This is a genomic window from Corynebacterium sp. LK10 (assembly GCF_008042455.1).
GTDB lineage: Bacteria > Actinomycetota > Actinomycetes > Mycobacteriales > Mycobacteriaceae > Corynebacterium > Corynebacterium jeikeium_D.
Genome location: NZ_NOVT01000018.1, coordinates 40201 through 63893, shown reverse-complemented (window position 1 = coordinate 63893; position 23693 = coordinate 40201). Strand labels below are relative to the sequence as shown.

Genomic DNA, 23693 nt, shown 5'->3' with positions numbered 1-23693 from the left:
GAATTGACTCATGAAATTCTCTCGCTCTTTCGCCGCTGTCGCCATCGGTGCCGCTACTGTGCTGGGCGCTGTTGCTGCCTCTCCGGCTGTCGCACAGGCTATTGGCTGCCCCTTTGCACCAGTGCACAAGTATGAAGAACACCGTTTCTCCGGTTCTTCAACTTCGGCAGATGCTTTCAAGGTTTGGTTTAACGGTGGTGTCTACATTGAACCAATCGTCGAAACGCTGGATTTGGTTGAGCTTCAGGTTAATGACACCCAGGTCGCTCACGCTGGCGACATCATCTACAAGGACGGAGACGGCAACTTCTGGGTGAAGTAGCCTACGCAGGAAAAACAGGGCTCAATTACGGGTCTAACCCCATGGCAGATTAACCTCATCTGAATAGGGCTATAGCACTTAGCGTTGTGGAGTCACTGGTACTCTGTCTCGCACCTTTTGCAATTTCTGCCAAGAGCCCTCGTTTTCAGGAGTGTTCCACCATGGAAATCATCATCGTCGATTCTGAGGCTGAAGTCGCGAACATCGCTTCGGACTACCTCGCGTACTACGCCAACAAAGGTGGAAACCTCGGTGTAGCAACAGGATCGACCCCGCTTGCGACGTATCGAGAACTGATTCGTCGCCATCGGGCTGGTGAAGTCACCTTCAAGGACTGCAGCTTCTTCGCACTCGACGAGTATGTGGGCCTGCCCATCGAGCATGAGCAGAGCTACTACCACGTGATTCACAATGAGTTTTCCGATCACGTGGATGTCGACCCGGCGCGTGTCCATATTCCCGATGGTCTCGCAGACGACATCGGCGCAGCCTGCGAGGACTACGAACGCAAGATTATCGAGGCCGGTGGCATCGACATTCAGTTGCTCGGCATCGGCACCAATGGGCATGTCGGGTTTAACGAGCCCTCCAGCTCTTTTAGTTCTCTGACCCGCATTAAGACGCTGCACCCGCAGACCGTGCTGGATAACGCCCGGTTCTTCGACTCCGCGGACGACGTGCCGTACCACGTGGTCACCCAGGGGCTTGGCACCATTTCACGTGCGGGGCACCTCCTGCTGCTGGCCACAGGTTTTGCAAAGGCGCATGCCATTGCCGCCTCCATCGAGGGCCCGCTGAGCGCCTCGATGCCCGCGTCCGTATTGCAGCTGCACCCACGGGCCACGGTTGTCATTGACCAGGCCGCAGCAAGTGAGCTGAAGAACAAGGAATACTACGAGTTCACCTACGCCCACAAGCCACAGTGGCAGAAGGATATGTGGAAGTAGGCCCCAGCCTCCTCCCCTGCCCGACCTCACTATTCCCCAGCCCACGCACACGACTAGTCGGCACTAGTCGTCATCATTATCCATCTCCAGCTCGGGGTCTTCGGCGCGCGCCTGCTCGTAGACTTCCTTCGCAGCCGTCAGATTAATGACACCGATGACTAGTCCCACGACGATATCCGGCCATGCGCTGAACCAGAAAATGGTGACCACTCCGGCGGCGAGAATGAGCAGGTTCGCCAGGACGTCGTTACGCGCCGCCAACCACGCGCCGCGCATGAGCGCACTGTCGGCCTTGCGCAGGTTCATCAGCAAAATCGCACAGACCAGGTTGATGACCATCGCGATAATTGCCGTCACCGACAGCGTTAGTGGCTCTGGCGGCTCACCGCTAATCATCTTCCAAATGGCGGTGCCGAACGCCGCAATCGCCGGAATCAGAATCAGCCCGGCAAGGCCGAAGCTCGCTTTACGACGGCTCGCCAGCGACCACCCCAATGCGGTGAGAACCAGCAGGTTGATCAGAAAGTCTTCAAGAAAGTCTGCAGCGTCGGCGAACAGCGCTGCGGAACCAATAATTGAGGCAACAATTAATTCAATGAAGAATCCGAGAAGATTCAGGCCTGCTACCCACGCAACAATTTTGCGGGCGCGTTGATCCAAAGTTGATGAGGTAAACACGGAGGACATCGTAACGCCCGGCGCGAGTACCATCGAATCCTATGACGCACCCGCAGAAATTCCACTCAGAAATGAAGGTTCCCGGCGGCAAATTGGTTGTTGCCGACTGCGAGACCACCGGTGACACTATTTCGTCGATAAGCATTTCGGGCGATTTTTTCCTCGAACCCGATGAAGCCTACGACATTATTAATGACGCTCTCCTCGGTGCGCCTGCCGGGGACAATACGGAACGCCTACAGGCTCGCCTCGATGCGGCGCTGAAGGATTTTGAGGAGCAGTCTGGTCGCGAGGTGCGACTGCACGGTTTTGATACCCACATCATTGCGCAGGTCGTTCGACGTGCACTGACACAGGCTGTCGACTTCACTGATTTGGAGTGGGAGGTTTTGCAGCCGGGAGTCCTGCCGACGGTGATGAATGTTGCCCTCGACGAACTCCTCCTTGACCAAGTCAATTCCGGACAGCGCGGACCAACTCTGCGCTTCTGGGATTGGGATGATCGTGCCACCGTCATCGGTTCCTACCAGTCCTATGTCAATGAACTCGAACCCGAGGGCGTAGAGAAGCACGATGTGCAAGTGGTGCGTCGTCTCTCCGGCGGTGGCGCGATGTTCATGGAGGGTGGCAACTGCGTCACCTACTCGATCTATGTTCCGGAGAAGCTGGTCGCCGGCCTCAGCTACGTCGAATCCTATGAGTTCCTCGACCGCTGGGTCATCGCCGCACTCGCACAGCTCGGCGTCAATGCGTGGTACGTCCCCATCAATGACATCACCTCCGATGGCGGCAAGATTGGTGGTGCCGCACAGAAGCGCCGTGGTTCGACAGTGCTCCACCACGTCACCATGAGTTATGACATCGATGCCGACAAAATGATGGAAGTCCTGCGCATTGGCAAGGCCAAGATTGCCGATAAGGGCCTGCGCAGCGCGAAGAAGCGCGTCGATCCGCTCCGTCGCCAGACCGGTGCCAGCCGCGCGGAAGTCATTGACACGATGAAGCAGACATTCATCAACCGCTACGGCGCCACCGAGGCATCGCTTTCCGACGAGGACTTCGCTGCGGCGCAGCATCTTATTGACACCAAATACGGCACGGAGAGCTGGACTCACCGAGTCCCCTAAACGTCGCACTGCTTACTTGTATACGACAGCTGGTCGGGAAAAGGAGTTAACTAAAAGAGACAATTAAACAAAGGAGAGTCGACGTGGGCGGCGAGCGTGCAATTGGGTCCTATCCTGCGAATATGCACCAAAACCTGGTGAAGGGTTCGGCGCGCGCCGTAACAACACCGCCGTGGTGGTCTCCCCGATATCGAAGGCACCGGAATTGTGATTCACGGGCGCCCACTACAGAGCTTGAATAGCGTCGGCGAATTCACTGAGGCACCGGCCACAACGCCGCTACAGCCCCCGCGAGAGGTTCCAGCGCAGAACCGCAGGCCGGTCATGGTAGCGACCAAGCACTGACAGGGACGCAGTATTCAATGGGAAGGACTGGCCAAGTTCAATGGGCAGTTCCAACCAGGCCGTAGTGAGCGCACGCAGCGAGTGACCGTGGGCGAATAGAATCGCCTTGTCTTCACCCGATTCACGAACCCTTTTGACTACACGTTCAACGCGCTTGCGGACTTCTTCCGCGGTTTCGCCATTGGGCACACCGTGAGTCCAAATCTGCCAGTCGGGAACAGTCTTCTGCACTTCCTTCGAGGTAATCCCCTCGTAGTCGCCGTAGAACCATTCCGCGAGATCCTCTTCGACTTCGAAGTCGTGGAATCCTGCCAATCGAGCGGTCTCTTGGGCACGCTGGCGGGGTGATGCCAGCACTAGCCCAAAGTCCTTCGGATCCAGCCAGCCGTTCAGGGCCTCGGCTTCTTCCCGACCGTTGTCAGTCAGAGGAAGATCAGTTACCGATGTGTGCTGTCCAGTGCGCGACCACTCAGTTTCGCCGTGCCGCACGAGATATAAATCAGTCATAGTTCCAGCTTAGGCTTATCTGAAAGTGCGGTTAGCCGTGGCAGCCCTGCTAGCCCATCACGGGGTCACGGATCCGGCTACGAACGCTGCTTAAGTGTTTCCACTGCGCGGTCGGCAAGCTCCTCGCCAGCACCGTCATAAAGGTAGACGGCCATGTCGGCACCAACGTTGAGAAGCTGATCCTTAAACCTCTGCACCTTAGTGGTGGTAGCAACCACGGCTTCGGTGTCCTGCTTACGGATGTTCTGAATCATCGCGTAGGTCTCAGCGTGCTCAGACAGCGCCAACACGTACAGCGCTGGTTTCTTCTCCAACTCGATGTGGTGCCACAGCTCTGGGTCTGTCACATCACCCGGGATAACCTGGTAGCCCTGCTCACGCAGCTCTTCGATGCGATCCTCATCGAAGTCAACGCCGAAGACGTTCATGCCGTACTCATTAACCAACCTGCCGTAGACACCGACGCCGACGCGCCCCATACCCATGATGAGGGCATCAGCGTTATCAATAATGACCGTTGCCTCTTCTGGGACCAGGCGGTCCTCTGGGGTTTCTGGGACGAACTTCTGCAGGAAGCTGACCAGCTTGTCCTCATGCGGGACCATCAGCGAGCTGGCAATGAAGCTACCCGCCACGGCGACCGCCATGATCGAGGTCCACTCATCGGGCAGAATGTCCTGTTGCGTCGCCGCAGCCATGACAATGAGACCGAACTCCGAGTAGTTACTCAGCGTCAGGCCCGCCAACGCGCTAGTGCGCAGGGACAGTCCGGTGCGCTTGAGGATCCCGATGAAGATAGTGACCTTGAACACCAGGAACAGGACCATAATCGCGGCGATAACGTAGCCGCCAGCACTTGGCAGACCACCGAGGCCAATTTGGATAAAGAACGCGACCAGCAGCAGCTCGCGGATACTAATCAGAGCTTCCGACAGACGGTCAGAAATTGGGTGCGAGGACAGCAGAATACCGGCGACCAGGGACCCCAGCGAGCCGGACAACCCTGCCAACTCAAATGCCGAATACGAGGCAACCGCAATGCCGATACCGGTGAGAACCAGCAGCTCAGTGCGGAACATGCGGTTGGGAAGCCGCGCTGCCAGCGGGCGAATGAAGAACAATAGCGGAAGCGCCAGCGCCCACAGCTCCGGGGTCTTACCCGACGATGCCACCAGCACGCCGACCGCAATGATGTCCTGCAGAATGAGCACACCAATCGCGATGCGTCCGATGGCCGAAGCACCGCGGTTCTGCTCCTCCAAGTGGCTCATCACAAACACCGTCGACGAAAATGAAGTCGCGATGCCGATGTAAATTAGCGCGGTCACCGACAGTCCCGTGAGTTCACGCAGCGGCAGGAAACTGGCGACACCGAATAGGACGGCAAAAACTACCGTGTTTAAAAATGCGTGGCCCAACCCTGAAAAGACCACTCGCGGCGCCACGATATCCTTCGGATTTAGCTTCAGACCAATCGTGAACAGCAAGGTGGTAACACCGAGCTCGGCCAGCGAATCAATAAACGGGATTTCCTCAAGCCCCATTGCATGAACGGCAAAACCGGCCCCAAGGAAACCAATCAGCGGCGGCAGCCGAAGCAAAGAAGCACCGAGTCCGCCGATAATCGAAAACAGTATTGCTGTTAGGTATACGGATTCCACTCATCAAAGATAACGGCTGACACTACCGATTGATGCAGTGGCCAACCATTAACAGATTTTTAACACCTAACCGGGGCTAGCGCCGGTACGGGACCTCGCCCAACGCAATCGGCTGCGGGTGCTCCGCAACCCACGCGACCGCCGCCTCCGTCAGCGCATCAATGTCTACCTCACCGGCTTTGCGCTGCGTCACGACGGTCATTGCATCCTCGGCAGCCCCAACCGTCTCCAGCCAGAAGTCGGCCATCTTGACAAAGTCTTCGTCCCAGTTGACGTAGCCCATCTCCAGGGACTCGTACCCGAGCCGGCCAACGATGCGAATAACTTCGCCCTGCACAGTCGCGGCTGCGCCACCACCCGGCACCAGGTAGTTCCAGAGGTATTTAAACTGGCCATTGGTCGACTTGTCTGCGGGGACAATGATGTCACTGTGGCCGTCGTGAGGCGTAATCACGTCCGGACGTTCCGCACCGATGCGTTCGTAGAGGCAATCCATGACAGGCTGGTAAGCCTCGCGCGCCTTGTCTGACATGCGGTTGTAGCGGCGACCGAACTTGGTGAACTCTTCGCGGGCTTCGTTGTCGATTTCCGAGCCAGCTTCCAGGAGCACCTCGATGCTTTCTAGGACTCGCCGGACTGCATCGGTATCGGCTCCGGCAATGGCCTGCTTAAATGCCGTTCGACCATGACCGAGGCGGTTCTCGCGGTGAAGGTCAGCGCCATGATCGACCAGAAATCTAATGGCGTCGGGCTGATGGCTCTTCGCTGCCATGAAAAGCGGCGGATACGTGCCGGCTTCGATGTCTGCACCGCAGTCGAGCAGGAGCTTCATCTTGTCGATATCGCCAAAGTACGCATGCTCAGCCAGAGCAGTCCTGCCGAAGCGGTTCTCGGTGTTGACGTCGAGGCCCTGATCGATTAGCCAGCGCATGAGCTCCGGCGGGGTGCCACGGAGCGCTAGTGCAGTGTCTTTGCTGTATCCGAAAACCGCATTGAGTGCGCAGGTGTCATAGACGGCTTTCAGCGCATCCATGTCACCGGCTTCGAGCAGCTCTTCGAAGTCTTCGACCAATTTCTTCCGCTTCCGTGGCATGTAGTTTCCCCTTTACTTACCGCCCTCGTCCGTGGACAGCGCAGCCACGAATGCCTCCTGCGGCACCGAGACCGAACCGATGTTCTTCATGCGCTTCTTACCGGCCTTCTGCTTCTCCAACAGCTTGCGCTTACGAGAGATGTCGCCGCCGTAACACTTGGCAAGGACGTCCTTGCGCAGTGCACGAATGTTCTCGCGGGCGATAATCTTCGAACCGATTGCAGCCTGGACTGGGACCTCGAACTGCTGGCGAGGGATTAGCTCGCGCAGCTTCTTGGTCATCTTGTTGCCGTACCACTGCGCATTGTCGCGGTGGACGATAGCGGAGAACGCATCGACGGCCTCTCCCTGCAGGAGGATGTCCACCTTGACCAAATCCGCAATCTGCTCACCGGCATCTTCGTAGTTCAGCGAAGCATAACCCCTGGTGCGGGACTTCAGCATGTCGAAGAAGTCGAAGATAATCTCGCCCAGTGGCATCTTGTAGCGCAGCTCCACGCGGTCTTCCGACAGGTAGTCCATACCGCCCATCTCACCGCGCTTCTGCTGACACAGCTCCATGGTGGGGCCAACGAATTCACTCGGCACAACGATGGTGCACTTGACCATCGGCTCGTAAATTTCGCGGAGCTTGCCCTCCGGCCAGTCACTCGGATTGTGAACAGTGACCTCGGTGCCGTCCTCAATGACAACGCGGTAGACAACGTTCGGAGCCGTCGAAATCAAATCCAGGTCGAACTCGCGCTCGAGGCGGGCACGGGTAATCTCCATGTGCAGCAAGCCCAAGAAGCCACCGCGGAAACCAAACCCGAGGGCAACCGAAGTCTCCGGTTCGAATGTCAACGAAGCGTCGTTAAGCTGGAGCTTTTCCAACGCATCACGCAGGTCAGGATAGTCCTGCTGAGAGATTGGGAACAGACCTGAGTAGACCATCGGCTTTGGCTCTGCGTAGCCCTCCAGCGGCTCCTCCGCCGGCGTTGCGTTCAGCGTGACGGTATCACCGACCTTGGACTGACGGACGTCCTTCACACCAGTGATGAGATAACCGACCTCGCCGACGCCAAGTCCCTTACACTTCTTCGGTTGCGGCGAAACAATGCCGATTTCCAACAGCTCGTGCTTGGTGCCGGTGGACATCATTTGAATGACTTCACGCGGCTTGAGCTGCCCATCAACAACACGGATGTACGTGACCACACCACGGTAGGTGTCGTAGACCGAGTCAAAAATCAGCGCACGAGCAGGCGCCTCCGGATCGCCGACCGGTGCCGGGACGAGCTCACAGACTCGGTCGAGCATCTCCGCAACGCCCTCACCGGTCTTGCCCGAAACACGCATGACATCTTCCGGCTCGCAACCGATAATGTGCGCGATTTCCTCCGCGTACTTATCCGGATCCGCGGCCGGCAGGTCAATTTTGTTCAGAACTGGGATGATCTCCAGGTCATTTTCCATGGCCAAGTACAGATTGGCCAGCGTCTGCGCTTCGATGCCCTGAGCGGCGTCGACAAGCAGAATCGCGCCTTCACACGCCTCTAGCGCACGCGAGACCTCGTAGGTGAAGTCAACGTGACCAGGCGTATCAATCAGGTGCAGGACAATCTCTTCCCCCGCGTGCTGACCTGTGCTCGGAACCCACGGCAGGCGCACGTTCTGGGCCTTAATAGTGATGCCGCGTTCGCGCTCAATATCCATATTGTCGAGGTACTGATCGCGCATGTCGCGCGCCTCCACAACACCCGAGAGCTGCAGAATTCGGTCCGCCAGGGTGGACTTACCGTGGTCAATGTGCGCAATAATGCAGAAATTTCGAATCCGTGAGGGGTCCGTAAAAGTCTGCTCCGCAAAATTCTTGGTCACGTTGGGTCTACTCCGAAAAATAAAGACGTTATGGGCATTGGGGCGCGGCGTTGGCCGACCCATATGCGCCGGCCTCGAAAACCGACCAGCCGGGCTTAAATACAATCACGCACAATCTTACCTATCGATTCCCTCCGCACTAAACCTCTAGACTTAGATTCCATGAGCTCCACTTCGTCCACCGATAAAAATGAACGCGAAAGCTGGCCACGCCGCCTGCGCAATCGCATCAGCGCGCGTCTTTTCGCCGGTACCGAGTGGTTCCGCGGCCCCGACACCCTCGATGAGGCACTGTTTAAGCTCAACACGCAACTTGGGCTCGCTCAGGACACCTCGCTTTCCGACGAGTCCAAGGAGGCTCTACTTCGACTGCGAGATTCGGTGACCATCGCGCGCCCAACCGCGGAGTTGGCCCGCACAATCGTCTACAGCCCCGACATGGATGGTCAGGCCGACCCCGGCGAAGTGGTATGGATTCCGCTGCAGCTCGAAGGTGAAAATGCTGCCCTGCGCGAGCGCGCTGTGGTCGTGGTTGGGCGCCATGACCAGTACCTATTGGGCATGCTGATTTCCACCCGCAGCGAGCACAGTGAGCACCCGGAGTGGCTGTTTATCGGCAGCGGGTTCTGGAATGAAGACCCCAAGCCATCGTGGGTTCGCATGGACCGTATCTTGCTCATCCCAGAATCGGGTATTCGCCGCGCAGGTGCGATGATGCCCCGTAGGCGCTTTGAGCTCATCGCCGCCCGACTTCGCGGAGATTACGGCTGGAATTAGGCAGTAGCTGGAGTTAGGCAGCGGCTGGTATTAGGCAGCGCTGTTTGCTAGAATTCTGCAAGTTGTTTACCGTTGCGTTCCTTTGCGGCGAGCGCGGGCAGGACCTTGGGTTCGCGTTTTCATCGTCGTATAAGCGCAGTGGGCGGTTTTAACTCGCTGGTTAATTAGTTTGACCAGCAGAGGTTCGACCCGAAATTTGCACTGTGATCAGGACTTTTCTTGGTGGCGGGCGGTAACAATTCCAACTACTACGGATACAAGAGGTATTCACGATGGCAAACATCAAGTCCCAGATCAAGCGCAACAAGACCAACGAGAAGGCTCGCCTGCGTAACCAGGCTATCCGCTCCGCAGTCCGCACTGAGATCCGCAAGTTCCAGGCTGCTGTTGAGGCTGGCGACAAGGCTGCTGCTGAGGCTCAGCTGCGCGTTGCTTCCCGCAAGCTGGACAAGGCTGTCACCAAGGGCGTCTTCCACCGCAACACTGCGGCTAACAAGAAGTCCGGTATGGCTAAGGCTTTCAACAAGCTGGAGGGCTAATTCCCTTTTGGCGCTGTGCCGTTCTTGTGGCGCTTGTGCCGTGAAATTAACCGCTTCCTGCTATTTTCCGATTTCATTTCGGATGTGGCGGGAGGCGGTTTTTATTATTTAACCCCAACGCGAGTTAGTGACTGCGTTTATGGCTGGCGGCGGTGGGGCGATGCGAGTTACTGACTACGTTTATGACAAAAATGGCCTGAAAAATGGCTTGAAAGTGTCATAAACTCACACAGTTTCACATTTGCAGCCCTTTGAGCAGGGCCTGGGCCCCGCCTCCCACACTGTTGGTTGTTGATTTCCATCGCTTCGGTTCCAGCACACCGACATGCAGCCACCAACACACGGCCAGCGAATGCGGTTGCGACTCCGGTGGATTGACCGGAAAACGGGTTTGAATCAGGCCCAGACACGTATTCGCAGAACCGAGCCCCTATTCAAGCGCGATTTACATAACGTGACCTGCTGGAATGTCTTGAATCTGACAGACTTCTTGTCTATTAACCCTAAAATTGCTGCGCATTATCTGAGTATCCACGAGAATCGACTACGCCAGCACAATTTCTACAGGAAGGAACGTCATGCCGAAGACAACCTTCACAACGGTCGCGCATGCCCCAACCAACCTCGAAACCACGGTGACCTCTCGAGACATGAGCTTCACTTTGGACGAGCCTACTGACCTCGGGGGAACCAACGCGGGCATGAACCCGGTCGAGGCGCTGCTCGGAGCCCTCGGCGCCTGCAAGTGCATCGTTGTCCGCTCATTCGCCGCTGCCCACGGCATCAAGCTCAACGATGTCAAGGTTGAGTGCTCCGGTGTGCTCGATCCAGACGGTTTCATGGGGAAAAACCCGGAAGCAAAGATCGGTTTCTCCGAGATTCACACCCGCTTCCACATTGATGCAGACAACACGAGGGAGGAACTGGTCGCATTCCTCGGCTTTGTTGAATCCCACTGCCCGGTTCAGGACACGCTGTCTAACCCTGCGGCCTCGTCCTTCGAACTCGCATAGCGGAAAATCGCTGGTTTTCGCCACGGCCTCTCAAGGCTTAACGCCTATGGGACGAATGGGCCAGCTCCGCGATACGAAGCACCGACTGTTCCAGCGATAGTTCCGGCGTCGATGAGGCTCCCTTGGTGTCCGCATCCAGCTGTGCCGCAACAACCACAGCGCGAGCGACCGCCGGAGTTGACCAGGCCGAAGCCAACCGCTGAGTTTTCTCCAACTTCCACGGCGGCATGCCATAGCGGTGGGCATCCCTGCGAGCATTAACGCCACGTGCGCCGTGGAGCCGAGCTACATCACCGACCATTCCCGTGATTGCAGCCGACAGCAGTGCCGGTGCCATTCCCAGCTGCAAAGCACGGCGCATCTTCGCCAACGCTTCCCCACCCCGACCGCGCAGTGCGAGCTCGGCAATCTCAAAGCCCGAGACCTCCGCCGAAGCACCGTAGTAGGTGCGCACTGCTTCCGAGGTGACCTTGCCCGCGGTGTCTGCACAGAGCTGGGAAATAGCGGTGGCTAGTTCGCGGAGGTCTGAACCGACCGCATCCAGGACGGTATCGATGACGTCGCGACGCACCTTAACCCCGTGTGAGGCGAATTCTTCGCCAACAAAACCGGGCAAGTCGTTTCGCTTAAGCGGTTGAGCTTCGAAAAAGCGGACCCCCAACTTACGCAGGCCAGCGACCATCTTTTTCTGACGCCCCTCACCGCTGTGAAGGAGAATCAACGTGATGCCCGGCGCGGGATCCTTAACCGAATCCATCAACAGCTTGGCAGGCTCTTTGCCGGCGTCTTGGCAGTCGGTAACAACCACGATCCGGTCATCCCCAAACAATGAGGGGCTGAAGAGCTCCACCGCGTCAACAGTGGTCATGTCCCCTGCACGGATGGTGGTCACAGGCACCGAGCGTCCGCCCGGATCGGACTCCGTTGCTGCCTGCGCGCGGACGGCAGCGACAATGGCGAGGCGGGCGCGGTCTTTCAGCAGTTCCTCTTTGCCCACAATCAAATTCACGGGTGCGACGGCGCTCAATCCCGACCTCTTTTCCGCGTTGATTCCTGCGACTGTTGTTTCTAGCCTACGGGACAGCCCGGATTTCACCTTCCTCGCCAGACTTCGCCATTCGAATAGAGAGCTTGCGGCCCATCTCGCTGTGGGCACACCACAGGAATGTGCTCGGGTGTCATTACGGTTTCTCGCACGCGCGGACCACACTCGCGGGCGATAAACCACTGGGGTGAGCGGTGCGATTGGAGCGGTTGGCCGCTCACGGCTTCAGCGATATACGACGGGGATTCCACCACCACGGTTTCTGTCGTGGTGTTATCTGCGGCAGTATCCAGTACCTGGGTATGCCACGTCATTTGCTCGGTGAGTCCGAGCGCAATTCGGCACTGCCGGCTGAGCGGGGTCGGTGCAGGGTAACCAACCGATGCAACATGGTTGGCGGGTTCTCCGGCAGTACCCGCGTGAATGAGAACAATCTGGTTTTTCTCAGCACAGGCGGCAAGCTTCCACCCCTGTGGGGCACGCGCAATGTCGAGGCCGAACACCCAAATAACGGCGTAGCTACAGGCGGCCAGGACAACTGCAAAGCCACCAGCGCGGAGCGCTGCACGGGGCCACGCCCAGAGCGTCGTCAAGCATGTAAGTGTAAGCGTGCAGGAGATGACCAACGTGACCGTCCCAGTGGCGGGCGCGACGATTCCCGCAGCGAGGCGTGCGACCTGATGAATCCACCATGCGCACGGCGCGGCGCACCAGAGCAGCGCACTGACCAGCCAATTGAGATGCAGTGCGGCGGCAACGGCAGCGAGCGAACCAGCGATAGTAACCGGTGCGACGGCGGGCGCGGCGAGGAGATTGGCGAGCAGTGAGACGTGACTAATTTCGCCGATGAGAAGCGCCAATACGGGCATGGTGACCACGTGTGCGGCAATCGATACGGCGACGGCGCGGACTACTGGGGCGGGCCAGGTACCCATAACGGTGGTGGCGGACAGGCGTCTGGCAAGGGGCTCGGCAAGAAGGACTAACCCGGCGGTGGCTGCGACCGAGAGGGCGAAGCCCACTGATACCGATAGGTCTGGAGCCAGGAGAATCAACCCAATAATGCCAGCCGACAGCGCCGCGATGGCCTGGCCAGCTCGTCCTACAAGAATCGCCAACAGCCCAATGCAGCCGGTGACCACCGCGCGTAGCACTGACGGTTCTGTACCCACAATTGCCACAAAGCCATACAGGGCAAGCGCGGCGACTGCGACGCGCACCCGCGGTCCAGCCCACGAAAACACGGCTACAACAGCCCCGACAACAAGCGCAACGTTCGCTCCAGAGACCGCTGATAGATGTGAAAGCCCAGAAGCAGTCATCACATCGCCATCGGTGAGGCTAAAGCCGCGCTCATCGCCGATGGCCATGGCGGGAATCAGGCGGTCGGGACCAACGGGGAGATTCTGCGCCGAGTCAAAGAGCTGCTGCCTCACGTCAGCTGCCAGCCCCTGTGGTGGCGCGATGACCTCAACATCACCGCGCAGATTCAGCTGGATACCACTAATGCAGGGCTTGCTGGCCACACGTATACCGGCTGTGGATTCAATTACGGTGTCTCTCGTGATAGCCAACAGTGACTCGTCGCCGAAAGCCGTCACCTGCCCCGGAAGACCTTCGATGCGGGCCTTCGCACTGGCCCCAAACTCGGTTGCTTTCGGCTCGGTGACGAGGCGCAATTGCACTTTCGCCATCCCACCAATGTCCTCATAGAGCTCATGGGCTCGGGCTTGCGCTATGCGGATTCGCGTGGCCACCGCAACGCTGGCCACCGCCACAGCTGGCACCACGATAGTGGCGATTGCTCGCCAGCCGGAGGTCACCGCACCTCTGCCCCATCGCCACGACCAACGCTGCCACGCCCACGGCAACGCCACCGCAGTCGCGATTGAGCTCGGTACCACAACTATCGCCCATTCTGGGCGCATGATCACCGCCACCGCAGTCGCCCACGCCAACACCGCTGCTGGCACTAGCCGCACATCGAGCCCAGCACGAGCGCGCAGGTCAGACGGTGGTGGCATCGCGCAGAGCCTCTACCTTCGCCGGGCCGATTCCCGGTACCTCCTCAAGTGCGTCGATACTCGCAAAAGGCCCGTTCTTTTCACGAAAGTCAATGATTTTGGTCGCTGTTGCGGGTCCAATTCCGGGCAATTCCTCCAGCTGCGTAGCAGTGGCGGTGTTGATGTTGATCTTTCCGTCAGAGCCACCCGGGTCAGCCCCGCCTGCAGCACCGGCGCCAGAACCGCCAGAAACATCGGAACCGCCCTCCGCCGTCCCTGCTGGCAGCGCCTCTGTCCCGACCACAATCTGTTGACCATCTACCAACGGTGCCGCCAGGTTCACGCTGGCAGGATTAGCCTCCGGCAAAAGCCCACCCGCACGCTCAATTGCCTCCACCACCCGCGCACCCACTGGCACCTCCACCACGCCAGGATTCACAACCAACCCCACCACCGACACAATCAACGGCCCCACCTGTGCCTGAGCGTTAGTCTCCTGCCCCGGACCGCCAGGCGCCTCCGCTGGGGTTTCGGTCGTCTCCGGTGTCGTCCCCGCGACAGCCGCGTCCTGCACCGCAGGCATCTCCACCTGCGGCGTCGACGGCCACACCACCGCAGCGATTGCTCCAACAGCCAACACCGCAATCACAAGGCACGCAGCCATCGCCACCCGCGGCGTCACCACCGCCCGGCGCGTGGAAAAGTCCACCGCCATGCGCTTGTCTTGATCAATCGGTTCCAGATAGTCCGCCAGCCGATTCCGCAAATTCGTCACGATGCGCACCCTAGCGCCCCGCACCACACCCCACCTTGACGAAAGCACTCATCAAGGCGTCATCTGTGGATAAAAAATGACCTGTGGAGGTTATCCACAGGCCAGATCATCTTCGCAGTTCAGCCGCTACTTCTTCTCGTCGCCGTCATCATCACGCTTGTCGCTTGACGACGACTCCCGCGATTTCTCCCCATCGGTGCCAAATACAGCTCCCTCGGGATCGGACTTATCGCGCAGCGCCAAATCAGAGATAGCCTTCGCCAGACGCTCAGCTTTATCCAGAGCTGCTTGGCGATTCTCACTCCACGTTGGCAATTTAGAAACCGCCGTGGTGAAAAGCGGAATTCCCTGTTCATTAGTCACTACTGTGCGATGGATTCGTTTATTGCGGTTGCGACTGGCAGCCGGATTCTCAACTACCTTCACCGCAGCCTGATCGGTGATCGGCTCACCTGGGTCTGTGGTGCCAGCGTTTTCAGCCGAACCGTCCGTGTCAGCAGAGTCACCGGAATTGTCTATGTTCCCGGAATCGTCGTCTACCGCGTCTGCAGCCACAGCATCAACAGCAGGCGCGTCACTCTCCTCCACACTGTGGAGCAGCGCTGTCACGCCCATCTCTGTTTCAAAATCCATGGCATTCGAATCAATCGAGCCACCGGAGACCATGCCAACTGCATAGGCTCCCTGCCCGACATGAGCGGTAAGAGACTCCGGCAAATCCAGGATTCTAAACCGGGTATCGTCGGGTAGCTCTTCGGCAAGCATGGCCTGGAGCTCGTGAACGTCGTCAAGCGCATCGGAATGATGCAGCAATACCGCAGGCGGACGGTTCGCCGATGACGCGGACCGCACCATCTTCGTGGCAAAATCCACCATGCGCTGCTTGACCTTCGCCTCTGTCCGACACTTGGCGACCAGCGCTAGTGAGCCATCTTTGATGCCGACGATGGGCTTGATAGCGAGAGCCGTAGAAAGCATCGCTTGGCCCGCGGAGATGCGACCGCCACGACGTAGCGAATCAAGCTTTGGTACAAACAACCAGAGTCGATAGCGCTGCAGCACATCACGCGCTACATCGGCAACCTCATCACGACTGGCCCCGGCCCTCGCAGCCTTGGCCGCCGCGATGGCAGCGGCACCGACTCCAGCTCCGACGGTGTCGGTATCGATGACGGTCACACGGTCCAGCGCACCAGCAGCGGTGACAGCGTTAGACCAGGTAGCGGACATTCCCTTGCCAAGATGCAGGGCGACAACGCCAGCGTCAGAACCATCCTTGTTGGAGCGTTCCAGCGCACGCGCATATGCGGCGCACAGCTTCAGTGGACTGACTGCCGACGTGGTGACGGCGTCTTCATTGATGTCATGGCCGATGGGAACCACGGTGATGTCGAGCTTGCGGGCAACCTCGGGCATCAAGCACGCGGTGTCATCAACAACAATGCGAACGCGACCGTCACCGGGCATGGCGGCCTCCTGAAGAATCAGAAACCTGCGACTCCCGCTCGCGGACCTTCGCGTTAAAAGCATTCAGGTACCAGGAGGTCTCACCATTGACGCGCGTGCGCTGCTCCATTTCGACCCACGCAGTGTTGCCCAGGCCGTTGAACGTGCTGAAGTAGTCGCGCGGCATCTGCAGCAGGGCTGCGGTAGCGGCAGCAATGGCACCACCGTGGGACACGAGCACAAAGGTATCCGACTCCCAATCGGGGTTGGCCGCTAGCTCAGCAATGACCGCCAGCATTCGGTTGGAGACCTCAAAGCGGGTCTCGCCGCCCTTGGGTGCCCAGTTGAGATTATGGCGCCAGTGGTCACGCATACCGGGAAACGCGGAGTCAATCTCGTCGTAGGTGCGCTCTTGCCATTCACCGAGGTTGGTCTCACGCAGGCGCTTATCAAAACTCAACTCTGCACCGGTGGCCTCGGCTAGCGCGCGGGCGGTGTCGGCTGCCCGGGTCAGGTCAGAGGACACGATTTTTGTGATTCGCGGTTCAGCCTCCGCCAGGTACTGCGCCGCAGTACGGGCTTGCTCGCGACCAACGTCGGAAAGCTGCGTGTCCAGCTGTCCCTGAATGCGGCCGGTAGCGTTATACGAGGTCTGCCCGTGCCGCAGCATAATCAGGCGACGTCGAGCGGCAACATGTGCCTCGCGTGAGCCCGCCACAATTAAAACTCGTCCGTGTCCGGGTTTTCGGCAGCCAGCGGAATCTCGTCGATAGAACGAGCATTGCGGGCGGAATCTTCGCCGTCCTCGTTGCTCGGCTGCTCGATGCCCTCGACCTCGATGCGCGGGCAATCGCGCCACAGTCGATCCAGGCCGTAGAAGTCGCGTTCTTCACTGCGGAAGACATGCACGACAATGTCGCCGTAATCCAGCAGCGCCCAACGTCCCTCACGGACACCTTCGCGGCGAACCGGCTTTGCGCCGAGGTCACGCAGATCGTCCTCAATTTCGTCGACGATTGCGGCAACCAGACGCTCATTGTCAGCACTGACCAGGACGAATGCGTCCGTAATCACCACCGGGCCAGAGACATCGAGAACAACGACGTCCTCACCCTTTTTGCTATCGGCGGCCTTCGCCGCGGCGGTCGCCAGCTCAATGGCGCGTGGTTGTGCAGTCACGAAAGACTTCAGCTCCTTGTGATTAAAAGTCGTGAAAAACAGCGTTTGTACTTGTAACTTACCGTCTCAGCGGGATTTTGCTAACTTTCAGTCCGCGGTATCGGACTTCGCATCCACCGATGCCGCATCCTCGGAGGTCGAGTTCACCGATGCGGGGCCCACAGAACCAACCGTGCCCTCAGCAGACTGGTACAGACCCCGCTTAGCGATGTACTGCACCACGCCATCCGGCACCAAGTACCAAACAGGGCGTCCTGCCTCCGCACGCTTTCGACAATCGGTAGAAGAAATAGCCATGGCGGGAATCTCGATGAGGTGCAACCGTGAAGCGTCGATTCCTTCCAGGTCCTCTGCCCGCAGGTGAACCCCTGGACGAGTGACACCGACGAACGTTGCTGCGTCGAACATCTCCTCCCAGTCCCGCCACGTCATAATCTTCTGCAGCGCATCGGCACCGGTAATGAAGAACAGATCCGCGTTGGGATAGATGACCTTCAAATCCCGCAGCGTATCGACGGTATAGGTCGCACCCGGCCGATCAATATCAACCCGCGAGACCGAAAACTGCGGGTTCGACGCAGTGGCAATGACCGTCATCAGGTAGCGGTCTTCGCTGTGAGAGACCTTCCGGCCGCGCTTTTGCCACGGTTCACCCGTGGGCACGAAAAGCACAAAGTCGAGGTCAAAACGGTCTGCCACCTCGCTGGCGGCAACCAGGTGACCATTGTGAATGGGGTCAAAAGTGCCACCCATTACGCCAATGCGCTGCCGGGGCGCTTCCGCCGACTTCGCTGTCAACGCGGCGTGTACTCGCGACCGCACACTTTTCTTGCGCTTAATCATGACTGGCACTTTACCTGGGCACTACGGACGAGTCTGTCCACGACCAGCCAGAACCCACTTGCTGCTGGTCAGCTCCGGCAGCCCCATGGGCCCACGGGCGTGCAGTTTCTGAGTGGAAATACCAATCTCTGCGCCGAAACCGTACTGCTCACCATCGGTGAATGCAGTGGAGGCATTGACGCTGACGGCAGCAGCATCAACACGGTCGACGAACTCCTGGCACACGCCCCAGTCACGTGCAGAGATAGCTTCCGTGTGGCCCGAGGAGTACTCAGTGATGTGATCCGTCGCGGCCACCACACCGTCGACGATGCGCGCTGCAATGTCTAGCGAGAGGTACTCATCCGACCAGTCTTCCGCCGTCGCAGGAATGACCTCACCGGTCCACCCAGAGGCCGCCAGATTATCGACATCGCCGTGGACCGCAACGCCAGCGTCGGCAAGCGCGTCCAAAATGCGGACCTGATCCTGCGCGGACAGCGCCGAGTCAATGAGAACCGTTTCAGTGGCGTTACAGACGCTCGGACGGCGGGTCTTGCCGTTAATCATCAGCGCAATCGCTTCGTCGATATCGGCGGAAGCATCGATGTAGATGTGGCAGTTACCGGTACCGGTCTCAATGGTCGGCACCGTTGCCTTCGTCACGACGGCCTCAATCAGACCGGCACCGCCGCGCGGAATCACTACGTCAACCAGGCCGCGGGCAGTTATGAGATCTTGCACGGAATCGTGGGTCTCACACGGCAGCAGCTGAACAAGGTCCTCCGGTGCATCGTGGTTGGCCAGCACCTCACGCAAAACCGCGACCAGCTGCGTGTTGGAGTGGACGGCGGACTTGGAGCCACGCAGCAAGGCCACGTTGCCCGACTTCAGCGCCAGACCAAAGGCATCGACAGTAACGTTCGGGCGAGCCTCGTAGACCATGCCCATCACGCCCAGCGGAACGCTGACCTGGGAAAGCTTAATGCCGTTGGGAAGAGTGCTGCCCCGCAGCACCTCGCCTACCGGATCCGGCAGGGCCGCAACCTGGCGCAGCCCACCGGCAATACCCTCAACACGATCGGCGTCAAGACGCAGGCGATCCAGCAGGGAGTCACTAAAACCACGGGCCTTACCGGCCTCGATGTCCTTGGCGTTGGCTACCAGAATCTCTTCAGTACGGGCGACCAGCGCATCTGCTGCGGCCAGCAGGAGCTCGTTCTTGCGTGCCGACGTAAAGCGAGCCAGCTCTCCCGCGACAGCCTTGGCACGCTGTGCCTTATCTAAAACCTCGGCGCGCTCAGCAGCACGCTCCGGACTAAGAGCCGAATCCTCGGCAATGCCCTGTTGATTGGTGTTAGCAGTTTCGTTCGTTTGAGCAGTCATGCCTACCAGCATAACTAGAGTGAGACATCATTTGAGGGAATTAGCTCAGCAACCCAAGGAAAGATGTAATTCATCAACAGCAGGAACACGATGACGGCAATCACGATGGTGATGGTCGCTTTCACCCACCACGGACCCGGCAGGGATCGCCAAAAAGCTGCGTACATCTAGTTGACCTCCTTGGTCTCAACACCGGCGAGAACCGCGTGAATAATGAGCCGATGAGTGTTGTCCCACTGCGGATGGCAGGTAGTCAGCGTAAGTAGAGTCGCGTTACCGACCGGATTGAGGACATCGGCGCGGTCTGGAGTGACAATGTGCTGGCCGGGAATCTCGGGGACGTTAGTTCCTTCTGGCACGCAGTCGAAGCTTTCCCCTGCGCCAGCCATACCGTCGACCGGTAATACCTTGTAGCGGTAAATAGCATCACGCGTCTCTACAGTGATGTCATCGCACGTCTGCAGGCGGTCAATGTTGTCAAAGGGAGCTCCGTGGCCGTCACGATGGGCGGCATAAGAACTGTTGCCCACCTGCCCCGGAAGGGCTGTGCTCGGATAATGGCCGGGGCCACCGCGCAAAACTTCCTGAGAGACACCTTCGAATACGACCAAATCGCTAAAACCGGCCTTTGGAGCGGAAATCATCGCCACCGCAGAGCCAGGCACCCAAGAGCCCTCAACAGCTGGCTCCGTGCCTTCTGGCGCCTGAGCTGAGGCCGATGCCGGTGCGGACCATGCCTGCTGCAGCTCATCACGAGCCTGCTGCTGAGCTTTCCCGGTTTCAAGACCAGACCAGTACAGCAGATAAAAGGCGAAGAGCGCCACCATCACTCCAGCGGTCAAGAGCAACTCGCCGATGACGCCAATAATTTTCGATAACACACTTAGGATTATGCCCGAAAGTTCCTCATCCAGGCAGTCCGCGCTCAGGCACTCCTCCCCCAGCCAGTCCGCACTCAGCTAGTCCCCACTCAGCCGGTCTTTGCCGAGGCACCTCTGTCCGGGCGCGCCCAGGTGCGCGTCTTTAAGCGCTGCAGCTCTCAGCGCAACGCTCTCCTAAGCGCGGGAGGCGAAATCCGACAGGTAGTCGGCATGGACGACAGGCTTCTGCATGTCATTCGGCAATTCCTCGGTGTGGTAGCCGATCATGCCCAGCAGTTCTTCAGAGTCATAGTTGACCTCGCCGCGTCCGATGACCTCACCGCTCGGGCCAATCAGGTCGACGATGTCACCAGCGGAGAACTCACCGTCAACCGAGGTGATACCGACCGGGAGCAGCGACTTGCGCATGCGGGTCACAGCGTCGACCGCGCCGGCATCCAGGCGAAGCAGGCCCGAGCTATCCGCTGCGTAGAGCATCCAGAACTTCCAGGCGCTCAGGCGGTTGTCCTTCGCGGCGAAAGCGGTTCCCACGTCTGCCTGGTCAAGTGCTCGCTCAATGTTGGACGCAGAAGTCAGCAGCACCGGCACCCCAGCACGCGAAGCCAGGCGTGCGGCAGACACCTTCGAGGCCATTCCACCGGTGCCCAGTGCCCCACCGTCACCGGCGATAACACCACGTAGGTCGTTACCGCTGCGCACCTCTGGCACAAAGGTCGCACCTGGATCGGCCGGGTTGCGGTCGTAGAGGCCGTCGACGTCGGAAAGCAGAATCAGTGCATCGCAGTACGCCAGGTGACTGACCAGGGCGGCCAGGCGGTCGTTGTCGCCGAAGCGGAACTCCGAGGTCGCGACCGTGTCATTTTCGTTGACAATTGGCACTGCACCCAGCTGGCGCAGGCGGTCGATAGTGCGCTGAGCGTTGCGGGCACGCGAACGCACACCTGCATCGTCCGAGGTCAAAAGCACCTGCGCAGAAGTGCGGCCATAGCGCAGGAAGGAGCGTCCCCACTCCTGTGCCAGGCGCACCTGCCCCACCGCTGCAGCCGCCTGCTTGGTCGCCAAATCAGTGGGACGCGAAGTCAGCCCCAGCGGCCCCATTCCGGATGCCACCGCGCCGGAGGACACGACAATGACATCGCTAAAGCCCATACGCTTTTCCAGGGCATCGGCAATGAAGTCGATGCGTTCGGGATCGGTACGACCGTCAGATCCGGTCAACGAGGAAGAACCAATCTTCACCACGACACGCTTCGCGGTCCGAATTGCCTCACGAGTCTCGGAATCGAAACCGCCTTTGGTTCCCGGAGATAAATTCTCAGTCGCCTTTTCAATCTCAGCGACGGTGGATTCGGGATTGTCGTGAAGCAGCTCGTCGACCTCCTCACGGGAAATCGGCGCGTCCGATTCAGACTTCGGCGCGGTAGCTACCGGGGCATCTAATGCATCTGCTCCAGTGACGTCAACATCGTTGGCAACGGTGTCGGAAGGGATAACTGACTCACTCATTTCACTAATGGAAAACATGACGGTCTAATGTAATTCTGACTATATAATTGTTTAAACAATCAGTGACAAAATGCAAGTTTGAAGTCTTCGCTTGCCGACGACGCTGGCGCCCGCGACTATGAGTACCGGTCGCGAATAGCCTCTTCGCCATCCCCGAAATCGTACTCGTCAATCAGACCACGGCGGGCCTGCGATGCACGCTTACGCTGCTCAGCGCTAGTGCGCTCGTTGACGTAGAGACGATCGTCGGTACCACGGCCACTCGGCACGAAGTCATCGGTGCCCGCGACCTGCTGCGGGTACCACTCGAAGGTGAGATAGGAAATCGTCACCGGGCAGCCAACCGTTGCCCCAGCCTTTGCCAGGGCATCTTCTACACCAAGCTTGGCCAGGCGGTCAGCCAAGTAGCCGACTGCCTCGTCGTTTTCGAAGTCCGTCTGGTTAATCCAGCGTTCCGGCTTACGGCCACGCACAATGAACCCATCTGGGGTATTCGGATCGCGCTCGATGGTGAAGTCCGCGCCTTCGCGCTTCTTGCCGCGCACACCTTCCGGACGGATGACCGCACGGGGCTCCTGCTCTGTTGGCAACGGATGCGCCTTGCGGTAGGCGGCAATCTGATCCTTCAGGCCGTAGGTCAGCTCCTTGAGTCCCTCGTGCGTCACCGTAGAGATCTCATAAATCGGCCAGCCGAACTTCTCCAGCTCCTCGCGCTGCATGTCAATCATCTCGCGAGCATCGGGCAGGTCAATCTTGTTCAGCACGATGACGCGCGGACGCTCTGCGAGATCCCCAAGCCCCACGTCGGCCTTCAGCACCGACTGGTAGTTGGCGAGTTCCGTCTCCAACGCCTTGATGTCAGAGACCGGATCGCGGTCGCCCTCCAGCGCAGCAGCGTCAACCACATGAACCAGCACAGCGCAGCGCTCAATGTGACGCAGGAAGTCCAACCCAAGACCTCGGCCTTCAGATGCCCCCGGGATAAGACCCGGCACATCTGCGATGGTGAAGGACTCGTAGCCAACGTTGACTACACCCAGGTTCGGCTGCAGCGTGGTAAATGGGTAGTCACCAATCTTCGGCTTAGCAGCGCTCATGGTGCTGACCAGCGAGGACTTTCCGGCTGACGGGAAGCCCACCAGTCCAACGTCTGCCATGGATTTGAGCTCCAAGACAAGATCCTTGGCCTCACCCGGCTCACCGAGGAGAGCGAAGCCCGGCGCACGGCGGTTCTTGTTCGCCAGCGCTGCGTTGCCCAGGCCACCGTAACCGCCCTCAGCGGCAATGAAGCGGGCACCCTTACCTGTCATGTCCGCGAGCACTTCCCCATCCTCGGTCATGACAACCGTGCCCTCCGGCACTCCGAGAACCAGGTCCTCACCACGAGCACCGTTGCGGTGATCGCCCGCGCCCGGCTTACCGTTGGCAGCCTTGATATGGGGGTGGAAGTGGAAGTCCATCAGAGTGTGAATCTGCGGGTCGACGACCAGCACAATGTCGCCACCGTGGCCGCCGTTACCGCCATCGGGACCGCCGAGTGGCTTGAACTTTTCACGCAGCACCGAGTTACAGCCGTGACCACCGTCGCCGGCCTGCAAATGCAGTACGACACGATCTACAAAACGAGACATAAAATCACACACACTTCCGAGCGGAGAGCCATCATCTAGTGCCTGGAGTAATGCCCTAATTTAAGCGAGCCGACGGGCAGAAGTCTAGGCGGTAACAAAACGCTGCCTCGCAACCTAAAAGCGCGAAACAGTACATAAACAACAAAAGAG

Annotated in this window: 23 protein-coding genes; 6 read left to right on the top strand and 17 right to left on the bottom strand. The window is 58.9% G+C overall.

What is annotated here, in order from left to right:
- Positions 1-10 precede the first annotated feature (10 nt).
- Both CHU70_RS07595 and nagB read left to right on the top strand, forming a co-directional pair.
- Positions 11-322 carry a hypothetical protein gene (locus CHU70_RS07595; protein WP_070767398.1) on the top strand — a complete coding sequence of 104 codons (312 nt, stop codon included), beginning with the start codon at positions 11-13 and terminating at the stop codon, positions 320-322.
- A 161-nt stretch (positions 323-483) separates the two neighbouring features.
- Positions 484-1269 (top strand): glucosamine-6-phosphate deaminase, encoded by a 786-nt coding sequence (gene nagB, locus CHU70_RS07590; RefSeq protein WP_147719130.1) that lies wholly within the window; start codon positions 484-486, stop codon positions 1267-1269.
- 63 nt (positions 1270-1332) lie between these two features.
- On the opposite strand, the gene CHU70_RS07585 is transcribed toward nagB, so the two are convergent.
- On the bottom strand, positions 1333-1956 hold the full coding sequence (locus CHU70_RS07585; RefSeq protein ID WP_147719142.1) for a cation transporter: 624 nt from the start codon (positions 1954-1956) through the stop codon (positions 1333-1335).
- 32 nt (positions 1957-1988) lie between these two features.
- Between CHU70_RS07585 and CHU70_RS07580 the strand changes: the two genes are divergently transcribed.
- Positions 1989-3074 carry a biotin/lipoate A/B protein ligase family protein gene (locus CHU70_RS07580; protein ID WP_147719131.1) on the top strand — a complete coding sequence of 362 codons (1086 nt, stop codon included), beginning with the start codon at positions 1989-1991 and terminating at the stop codon, positions 3072-3074.
- Between the two features lie 279 nt (positions 3075-3353).
- On the opposite strand, the gene CHU70_RS07575 is transcribed toward CHU70_RS07580, so the two are convergent.
- The 4 genes from CHU70_RS07575 to lepA form a co-directional block, all read right to left on the bottom strand.
- Complete coding sequence (locus CHU70_RS07575; RefSeq protein WP_049172631.1) at positions 3354-3926, bottom strand: histidine phosphatase family protein; 573 nt, start codon at positions 3924-3926, stop codon at positions 3354-3356.
- 77 nt (positions 3927-4003) lie between these two features.
- Positions 4004-5587 (bottom strand): cation:proton antiporter family protein, encoded by a 1584-nt coding sequence (locus tag CHU70_RS07570; protein ID WP_126107934.1) that lies wholly within the window; start codon positions 5585-5587, stop codon positions 4004-4006.
- Between the two features lie 76 nt (positions 5588-5663).
- Positions 5664-6680 carry an ankyrin repeat domain-containing protein gene (locus CHU70_RS07565; RefSeq protein ID WP_147719132.1) on the bottom strand — a complete coding sequence of 339 codons (1017 nt, stop codon included), beginning with the start codon at positions 6678-6680 and terminating at the stop codon, positions 5664-5666.
- Positions 6681-6692: 12 nt separating this feature from the next.
- Positions 6693-8540: a translation elongation factor 4 gene (gene lepA / locus CHU70_RS07560; protein WP_147719133.1), complete on the bottom strand. Its 1848-nt coding sequence runs from the start codon at positions 8538-8540 to the stop codon at positions 6693-6695.
- A gap of 162 nt (positions 8541-8702) precedes the next feature.
- Here lepA and CHU70_RS07555 point away from each other — a divergent pair, with 162 nt between their 5' ends.
- The 3 genes from CHU70_RS07555 (at position 8703) to CHU70_RS07545 (ending at position 10869) form a co-directional block, all read left to right on the top strand.
- Complete coding sequence (locus tag CHU70_RS07555; RefSeq protein WP_069359618.1) at positions 8703-9317, top strand: type II toxin-antitoxin system PemK/MazF family toxin; 615 nt, start codon at positions 8703-8705, stop codon at positions 9315-9317.
- Between the two features lie 272 nt (positions 9318-9589).
- Positions 9590-9856, top strand: a complete 267-nt coding sequence (rpsT, locus tag CHU70_RS07550; RefSeq protein WP_016422323.1) for a 30S ribosomal protein S20 — start codon at positions 9590-9592, stop codon at positions 9854-9856.
- Positions 9857-10434: 578 nt separating this feature from the next.
- Entirely contained in the window at positions 10435-10869 is a 435-nt protein-coding gene (locus CHU70_RS07545; RefSeq protein WP_049190829.1) for an OsmC family protein, read from the top strand.
- Positions 10870-10906: 37 nt separating this feature from the next.
- On the opposite strand, the gene holA is transcribed toward CHU70_RS07545, so the two are convergent.
- The 12 genes from holA to obgE all read right to left on the bottom strand — a co-directional run bounded on the left by holA (position 10907) and on the right by obgE (position 23543).
- On the bottom strand, positions 10907-11965 hold the full coding sequence (gene holA, locus CHU70_RS07540) for a DNA polymerase III subunit delta (protein ID WP_147719134.1): 1059 nt from the start codon (positions 11963-11965) through the stop codon (positions 10907-10909).
- Positions 11962-13938 carry a ComEC/Rec2 family competence protein gene (locus tag CHU70_RS07535; protein WP_147719135.1) on the bottom strand — a complete coding sequence of 659 codons (1977 nt, stop codon included), beginning with the start codon at positions 13936-13938 and terminating at the stop codon, positions 11962-11964. The genes holA and CHU70_RS07535 overlap by 4 nt, the downstream gene beginning before the upstream one ends.
- Positions 13922-14692, bottom strand: coding sequence for a ComEA family DNA-binding protein (locus tag CHU70_RS07530; protein ID WP_242451371.1), 771 nt, complete (start codon positions 14690-14692; stop codon positions 13922-13924). Before CHU70_RS07530 ends, CHU70_RS07535 begins: the two co-directional genes overlap by 17 nt.
- Positions 14693-14818: 126 nt before the next feature.
- Complete coding sequence (locus tag CHU70_RS07525) at positions 14819-16159, bottom strand: DegV family protein (RefSeq protein ID WP_070546419.1); 1341 nt, start codon at positions 16157-16159, stop codon at positions 14819-14821.
- Entirely contained in the window at positions 16149-16856 is a 708-nt protein-coding gene (locus CHU70_RS07520) for a histidine phosphatase family protein (protein WP_069359622.1), read from the bottom strand. Before CHU70_RS07520 ends, CHU70_RS07525 begins: the two co-directional genes overlap by 11 nt.
- Positions 16857-16858: 2 nt before the next feature.
- A complete protein-coding gene (gene rsfS / locus CHU70_RS07515) occupies positions 16859-17317 on the bottom strand; it encodes a ribosome silencing factor (RefSeq protein WP_005511538.1) in 459 nt (152 codons plus the stop codon).
- 87 nt (positions 17318-17404) lie between these two features.
- Positions 17405-18160 (bottom strand): nicotinate-nucleotide adenylyltransferase, encoded by a 756-nt coding sequence (gene nadD / locus CHU70_RS07510; protein WP_049171017.1) that lies wholly within the window; start codon positions 18158-18160, stop codon positions 17405-17407.
- 21 nt (positions 18161-18181) lie between these two features.
- A complete protein-coding gene (locus CHU70_RS07505; RefSeq protein ID WP_224783791.1) occupies positions 18182-19525 on the bottom strand; it encodes a glutamate-5-semialdehyde dehydrogenase in 1344 nt (447 codons plus the stop codon).
- 14 nt (positions 19526-19539) lie between these two features.
- Positions 19540-19692: a hypothetical protein gene (locus tag CHU70_RS11235; protein WP_049190848.1), complete on the bottom strand. Its 153-nt coding sequence runs from the start codon at positions 19690-19692 to the stop codon at positions 19540-19542.
- Positions 19693-20406, bottom strand: a complete 714-nt coding sequence (locus CHU70_RS07500; protein WP_016422315.1) for a class E sortase — start codon at positions 20404-20406, stop codon at positions 19693-19695.
- Between the two features lie 174 nt (positions 20407-20580).
- Positions 20581-21930 (bottom strand): glutamate 5-kinase, encoded by a 1350-nt coding sequence (proB, locus tag CHU70_RS07495; RefSeq protein ID WP_088611434.1) that lies wholly within the window; start codon positions 21928-21930, stop codon positions 20581-20583.
- Positions 21931-22028: 98 nt separating this feature from the next.
- The gene (gene obgE, locus CHU70_RS07490) at positions 22029-23543 is read right to left on the bottom strand and encodes a GTPase ObgE (protein ID WP_101738942.1); all 1515 of its coding nucleotides are present in this window, start codon (positions 23541-23543) and stop codon (positions 22029-22031) included.
- Positions 23544-23693: the final 150 nt, after the last annotated feature.

Excerpts from the sequence above, each read along its gene's own strand:
- CHU70_RS07535 (WP_147719135.1), bottom strand. The coding sequence starts at position 13,938 with ATGCCACCACCGTCTGACCTGCGCGCTCGTGCTGGGCTCGATGTGCGG.
- proB (WP_088611434.1), bottom strand. The coding sequence starts at position 21,930 with ATGTTTTCCATTAGTGAAATGAGTGAGTCAGTTATCCCTTCCGACACC.
- CHU70_RS07585 (WP_147719142.1), bottom strand. The coding sequence starts at position 1,956 with ATGTCCTCCGTGTTTACCTCATCAACTTTGGATCAACGCGCCCGCAAA.
- CHU70_RS07565 (WP_147719132.1), bottom strand. The coding sequence starts at position 6,680 with ATGCCACGGAAGCGGAAGAAATTGGTCGAAGACTTCGAAGAGCTGCTC.
- CHU70_RS11235 (WP_049190848.1), bottom strand. The coding sequence starts at position 19,692 with ATGTACGCAGCTTTTTGGCGATCCCTGCCGGGTCCGTGGTGGGTGAAA.
- rpsT (WP_016422323.1), top strand. The coding sequence starts at position 9,590 with ATGGCAAACATCAAGTCCCAGATCAAGCGCAACAAGACCAACGAGAAG.
- CHU70_RS07545 (WP_049190829.1), top strand. The coding sequence starts at position 10,435 with ATGCCGAAGACAACCTTCACAACGGTCGCGCATGCCCCAACCAACCTC.
- CHU70_RS07525 (WP_070546419.1), bottom strand. The coding sequence starts at position 16,159 with ATGCCCGGTGACGGTCGCGTTCGCATTGTTGTTGATGACACCGCGTGC.
- CHU70_RS07505 (WP_224783791.1), bottom strand. The coding sequence starts at position 19,525 with ATGACTGCTCAAACGAACGAAACTGCTAACACCAATCAACAGGGCATT.
- obgE (WP_101738942.1), bottom strand. The coding sequence starts at position 23,543 with ATGTCTCGTTTTGTAGATCGTGTCGTACTGCATTTGCAGGCCGGCGAC.
- nadD (WP_049171017.1), bottom strand. The coding sequence starts at position 18,160 with ATGATTAAGCGCAAGAAAAGTGTGCGGTCGCGAGTACACGCCGCGTTG.
- CHU70_RS07595 (WP_070767398.1), top strand. The coding sequence starts at position 11 with ATGAAATTCTCTCGCTCTTTCGCCGCTGTCGCCATCGGTGCCGCTACT.
- CHU70_RS07580 (WP_147719131.1), top strand. The coding sequence starts at position 1,989 with ATGACGCACCCGCAGAAATTCCACTCAGAAATGAAGGTTCCCGGCGGC.
- CHU70_RS07555 (WP_069359618.1), top strand. The coding sequence starts at position 8,703 with ATGAGCTCCACTTCGTCCACCGATAAAAATGAACGCGAAAGCTGGCCA.
- CHU70_RS07575 (WP_049172631.1), bottom strand. The coding sequence starts at position 3,926 with ATGACTGATTTATATCTCGTGCGGCACGGCGAAACTGAGTGGTCGCGC.
- nagB (WP_147719130.1), top strand. The coding sequence starts at position 484 with ATGGAAATCATCATCGTCGATTCTGAGGCTGAAGTCGCGAACATCGCT.